Here is a 5987-nt window from a genome sequence, read left to right on the forward strand (position 1 = left end):
TCCTCCCGCAGGAGTCTTCGCGCCTTCCGTTGCAGTCAACAGGGTGCCAAATTCAAAATTAGGCGTTAAGATAGCCTTGTATTAATAAATTAATCTTTTTTATCCCAATAATATTTGGTACCAAGGTCTTTGGCTTACTTCAGGTACGAGTGAACAGTGAACATGCTTTAGCTGCGAATATTCGTCCAGTGCGTGGCGGCCTAATTCTCGCCCGAAACCGCTTTGTTTGTATCCTCCAAATGGAGCATCACTACGGAGCATATGCCAATCATTGATCCAGATTGTTCCAGCCTTTAATTCACGGGCTATTTTCATTCCTTTATTTACATCCTTTGTCCAAACTCCACCTGCTAATCCATAAATCGTGTCATTCGCAATTTCGATTGCCTCCTCAACTGTGGAGTAACGGATGACTGAAAGAACAGGACCAAAGATTTCTTCTCTAGCAATCTTCATATCATTTTGAACATCGGCAAAAATGGTAGGCTCAATATAATAGCCATTTTCAAAGCCTTCTACAATTCTACGCTTTCCTCCGCAGACCAATCGCGCCCCTTCTTGAATACCGGATTCAATATAAGAGAGGACGGTATCCAATTGTTGCTGTGATACCATCGGTCCCATTCCCGTTGCGATATCTAATGGGTTTCCAATTGTAATCGTGCTTGCAAGCTCAGTTAATTGTTCTATTACTTGGTCATAAATGGAATCATGTACTAATACACGCGTACCGGATTCACAAACTTGCCCAGAGTGGCTCAAGAATCCGAATAAAATACCAGGAATGGTAATGCTCATGTCAGCATCCGGCAATACGATTGCAGGTGATTTCCCGCCTAACTCAAGCGTAACGCGTTTCACCGTTTTAGATGCCTGCTGCATAATGCGGCTTCCTACTTCTGTAGAACCTGTAAAAGCCACTTTGTCCACATTTGGATGCGTGACAAGAGCTTCTCCAATGCTGGCACCTGGGCCAGATACAACATTGAATACACCTGCCGGTAATCCTGCTTCAACAGCCAATTCCGCTAATTTCAAGGTAGATAACGGTGTATTGGATGCTGGTTTGATCACGATCGAGTTACCCATAGCCAACGCAGGAGCAATTTTCCACATAGCTAAAATCATTGGAAAGTTCCAAGCGGTCACAGCTGCTACAACCCCAAGCGGCTCACGCCAGACTTGGTTATTGCTTGGTCCAGGAAATGGTACAGTAGGAAGAGACTCAACATACGGATACTCTACAGTAAACTTTGCTGTTTGCTGTAAGAGATCCACAATGGATAGGATGTCTAAGTTTGAAATACGTCGAACGGTAGCCCCCGAACTAATAGACTCTAAGTAGCCCAATTCTTCAGCATGTTCAATAATCTTGTTTCCAAATTGGACAAGTACATGAGCACGTTCTTGTGGAGATTTTTTCGACCATACTCCCGAATCAAAGGCCTGTCGTGCAGAGGTAACTGCCGCCTCCACATCTTCGATCCCGGCTTTCGCTACCTTTGCCGCGACTTCACCAGTTGCAGGGTTTACTACCTCAAACGTTTCACCGCTTAATGCTGGCTTCCACTCCCCGTTTATATAGAGTGGAAATTCCAAAACTTGTAACGCTGCTTTCATCGTAATTCCTCCTTATTATTTACTCTCCTGAAAATCCACAAATGTTTTTTAGAATATATCTCTATCAAAACTGATTAAACTTCCACTTGTTCAACACGGAAAGCTCTTCTCAAAATTTTACCTGTACTGTTCTTAGGTAATTCCTTCATAAATTCCACTTGTTTTGGCAGCTTGTACTTTGCAAGCTTGTCCTGGCAGAAATGTAAGACGTCATCGATCGTTATACTTTCATCGTTAGATACAACGAAAGCCTTGACAATCTCTCCAAATTCATTATCCATAATCCCTATTACAGCTGCTTCCACAATAGCCGGGTGTTGATACAATACTTCTTCCACTTCTCTCGGATAGACGTTGTACCCGCCAACAATGATCATATCTTTTTTACGGTCCACGATATATATGTACCCTTCTTCATCCATTCGGGCCAAATCACCTGTATAAAACCATCCATCTTTCAAGGCTGAAGATGTAGCTTCCGGCATTCCTAAATACCCCATCATCACATTCGGACCTTTTACAATCAATTCTCCGACTTCTCCTCTTGGAACTTCCATTCCATCCGGATCTACCACTTTATTCTTTACACCAGGTATATCTATGCCAACAGACCCAGGTTTGCGTGTCCCCCGTAATGGGTTGAAGGCTGTCGTGGGGGCAGTTTCAGAAAGGCCATAGCCTTCTAAAATGGGTACATTATACTTCTCTTCAAATCTATGAAGCAGTTCAACCGGAAGCGCGGAACCACCTGAAAAACAAGCGCGAATTGAAGTTAAATCTTCTGCTGTTGTCTCCGGCAACTGATGCATGAAGCTAAACATGGTTGGAACCCCAGCAAACAATGTCGCTTTCTCTCTTCTAATCGTGTTTATCACTTCAGAAGGACTAAATTTCGGAACAATGACAATTGTCCCCCCGCAGGCAATAGGCACGTTGATACAAACTGTCAATGAAAACACATGGAACATTGGAAGAACAGCAATAATACGATCTTCTTCTGTGAACTCTGTAAGCCTAGAATTTGATTCAGCATTGGACGCCATATTTCGATGGGATAGCATTGCGCCCTTCGGCTTTCCCGTTGTTCCGGAAGTATAGAGAATAACTGCCAGATCATCCTCCTGGATGGAAGGGCTTACAAAAATATCATTTGTTTCTTGAAAGAGAATCTCCCATGATAATTCAGACTTGATCGATTCTGTATAGATAACCATCTTCAAATGTTCTAATTGCTCTTTCAATAGAGATATTGTTGACTCTAAAGAAGCATCAGTAATCACAGCTTTCGTATGGCTATTTGATAAAATATATGAAATTTCTCCTGAAGTGTAGGTTGGATTAATTGGAACCACTACACCACCAGCTCGAAGAATCCCATAGTATGCAGTTACAAACTCAGGACAATTCCCAAGGAGTAAAGCAACTTTATCCCCTTTTTTGATTCCTGCAGAAGTTAACCCCGCAGCTACACAATCTACCACTTTATCAAGTTCTGCATACGTTTTACTTTGATTCAGGAACGTATAGGCGATATTACTTGGAAATCTTGCTGCACTGTTCTTTAGATTCTCATTCAAATTCAAAACCATTCTTTTCTTTCTCCTCCAATCTTTTAAAAGTTTAAGAAAATTAGGAATTACTTGAATTTATTATATATATAATTTACACTTAAATAAATCAACCATTACTGATGAATATATAAGCTATACTTCTATATTAAAAGGAGAAACCTATGCATATTGAACAACTTGAGTACATCGTAAAGGTTGCAGAAACAGGCTCTATTTCTATTGCTGCACAAAACCTACATGTTTCTCAATCTGGAATTAGTCAATCTATTACTAAATTAGAAGATGAGCTTGGGGTTAAACTATTTAAACGCAACCGGAGACTTGGTGCCGTTCCCACGAATGAAGGAAAAACGTTAATTAAAAAGGCTTATGAAGTATTAATGAAGCTTCACGAATTTAAAGAAGAAGCCCAATCTTATAACACTGTGCATACCGGAAATTTAAAATTATCATCCATTCCTGGCTTTATGCTGTTTCTATTGGAACCTTTATCCGCATATAAAAAAGCTTATCCAAATGTAAATATAGAAATCTCTGAAAAAACCACCCAGCATGTTATTGAACATGTCCAAAAGAATCAGATTGACATTGGCATAATCACGATTTATGAAGATTTATTAAAAAAAGGAGAAGATCTCATATTTGAGGTTATACTTGAAGGAAAGATGATGGTGGCCGTCAGCAAAACGTCTCCATTTGCATTACATAAAACAATAACTCCTCAACAACTAATGACTCAAAACGTTATTCTATATAATGGTGATTATGTGAAACGATTTGCAAATAAATTATCCAGTCAATTTGGGCCATTGAATATTTTATTTACAACAGACAATTCAGCAGTAATAAAAAAAGCAATTGTTGAAGGATTAGGAATTAGTTTTGTCCCTGATTTTACCTTAATAAGTGATCCTGAAATTTTAAGCGGCGAAATTGTCCCTATCGAACTAATAGAGTATGAACAGGAAAGTATAGGGTTAGGATGGGTACGCTCAGAAAATAATCATTATTCACTAAACACAAGGAAATTTTTAGAACATTTTAAGTTCTACTCACGGATGCTGACTCATTCACCTTTTAATGTTTAATGGAATGATGGATTGAATCCTAAAATTAAATCACAAAAAGAGCACCAGCCTTTCTTGTTGCAAAGGCTGGTGCTTCATTCAATCATAAACTTTCACATTATTATTAACTAATATTTGGGTATGTAAGGGCTTTAACTCTTTGACTAGTCAGTAAAATTTGTTGTTAACATAGTCTACCTCAAAATCAACTGTCTTATTCTGTAATTTCAGTAAACTAATTACGTCTTCGGTCTGAGAAGATTCTATACTCTTTACCGTTTCATACACTGAATCAAATGTTTTTTATCATTGCTTACTATTATTAATTGCGGATACCTATCGTTGATGTCAAAGACAGAAGTTATAATGTTGTGAGTAGTTTTAGGAGGACAATGCTTAAGTAGAATGGAATCTTTTGCTTCATTTAACTTTGTTACATGATGGATTTAAAGGAATGTCTAATGACATCTCCACGGCTAATAATCCCCACCAATACTCCATTACGCTCCACTGGCAGTTTTTTAATTTGTTTTTTTCCAAGAATAGACGCAATATTCTCTATTTCTTCGTTCCATGAAACTTTTATAACTCTTCTTTTAGCGATTTGAAGAACATTCAGATTCAGCAATTTATGCACTCTTTCCTCAAATTCCTCATCATCTCCTTTGATATAGGCAAAATAGGAATAAGCATCAAAAATCCGATTTTCATGCTTGCCAATATTTCGCATGATATCACCGTCACTAATATACGCCACAATTTGGTTTCTGTCATTGACCACAGGAAGACCGCCGATATTGTGTTGAATGAATTTTTCAATGACTGATCGGACGGTGTCGTTTTCCTTTACTTTATACACTTGTGGAATCATGATTTCATATGCTTTCATAACTTTCTCCTAACAAGTAATTTTAGTTATTTAACAACAATCGTTGTACCAATAGCAGGTGCCAGAAGAGTGCCATACAGAGCGAGCCCATTGTCATACTAACTTTATTTTACAAACTAATAGAGAATCAAAAACCGCCAAGATAATCTCGACGGTTTTCCCAATGTACTAACTTATCAATTATGTTGGTTAAGTTAGGTTGTTTTAAACTTCTTTGTTGTACCTTTTCCAAAATAGCTTTGGACTCTATTTCGGAAGCTTGTTTAACTTTCTTAATAAAGAAGGAAAGAAGTAATCCAATGATGCCAATCCCTATAATGACGAGGTATGCGTCATTAATCCCCTGAATAGTCGCTTCCTTTATAAGCTGCCCTTGAGTCAAGCCCTTAGCAGCGGCAGTTGGAATCATGTCCTGCAGATGTGATTTTGTTCGGTCTGACATAACAGTAACAAGGAGTGAAGTCCCGACAGCACCGGCAACTTGCCGAATGGTATTGCTAATGGCAGTTCCATGTGCACTTAACTGCTGTGGCAGTTGATTCAACCCAGCGGTCTGTAAAGGCATCATCATCAAGGCCATCCCAATGCGCCGCCCAGTTGACATTAGAACCAAGAAGGTATAACTTGTCGAGTCTGTCAAATTAGTAAAGCCCATCGTTGTGACGATCGTAATTATCATTCCGATAACAGTTAGCCATTTCGCGCCAAAGCGATCAAACAACTTGCCGGTAACTGGCATAAGGAAGCCCATAATTAGTGCACCCGGAAGAAGGAGAAGGCCAGACTCAATCGCTGTATAGCCACGGACATTCTGAAGGTAGAGCGGAAGCAGCATCATGT

General features: G+C 39.2%; 5 protein-coding genes. 1 reads left to right on the top strand and 4 read right to left on the bottom strand.

Going from position 1 to position 5987, the window contains the following annotated elements:
* Positions 1–99: 99 nt before the first annotated feature.
* Both V7659_RS23925 and menE read right to left on the bottom strand, forming a co-directional pair.
* Complete coding sequence (locus V7659_RS23925) at positions 100–1620, bottom strand: aldehyde dehydrogenase family protein (protein ID WP_335542649.1); 1521 nt, start codon at positions 1618–1620, stop codon at positions 100–102.
* A gap of 74 nt (positions 1621–1694) precedes the next feature.
* Positions 1695–3209: an o-succinylbenzoate--CoA ligase gene (gene menE / locus V7659_RS23930; protein ID WP_335542650.1), complete on the bottom strand. Its 1515-nt coding sequence runs from the start codon at positions 3207–3209 to the stop codon at positions 1695–1697.
* Positions 3210–3352: 143 nt separating this feature from the next.
* On the opposite strand from menE, the gene V7659_RS23935 reads away from it, so the two are divergent.
* Positions 3353–4279 (top strand): LysR family transcriptional regulator, encoded by a 927-nt coding sequence (locus tag V7659_RS23935; RefSeq protein WP_335542651.1) that lies wholly within the window; start codon positions 3353–3355, stop codon positions 4277–4279.
* Positions 4280–4691: 412 nt separating this feature from the next.
* Here V7659_RS23935 and V7659_RS23940 read toward each other — a convergent pair whose 3' ends face one another.
* Complete coding sequence (locus tag V7659_RS23940; protein WP_335542652.1) at positions 4692–5147, bottom strand: CBS domain-containing protein; 456 nt, start codon at positions 5145–5147, stop codon at positions 4692–4694.
* 127 nt (positions 5148–5274) lie between these two features.
* Positions 5275–5987: MFS transporter (locus V7659_RS23945; RefSeq protein WP_335542653.1), on the bottom strand; the 713-nt coding region annotated here is incomplete at its 5' end.

The sequence above is a fragment of the Neobacillus drentensis genome, from assembly GCF_036966985.1.
GTDB lineage: Bacteria > Bacillota > Bacilli > Bacillales > Cytobacillaceae > Neobacillus > Neobacillus drentensis_E.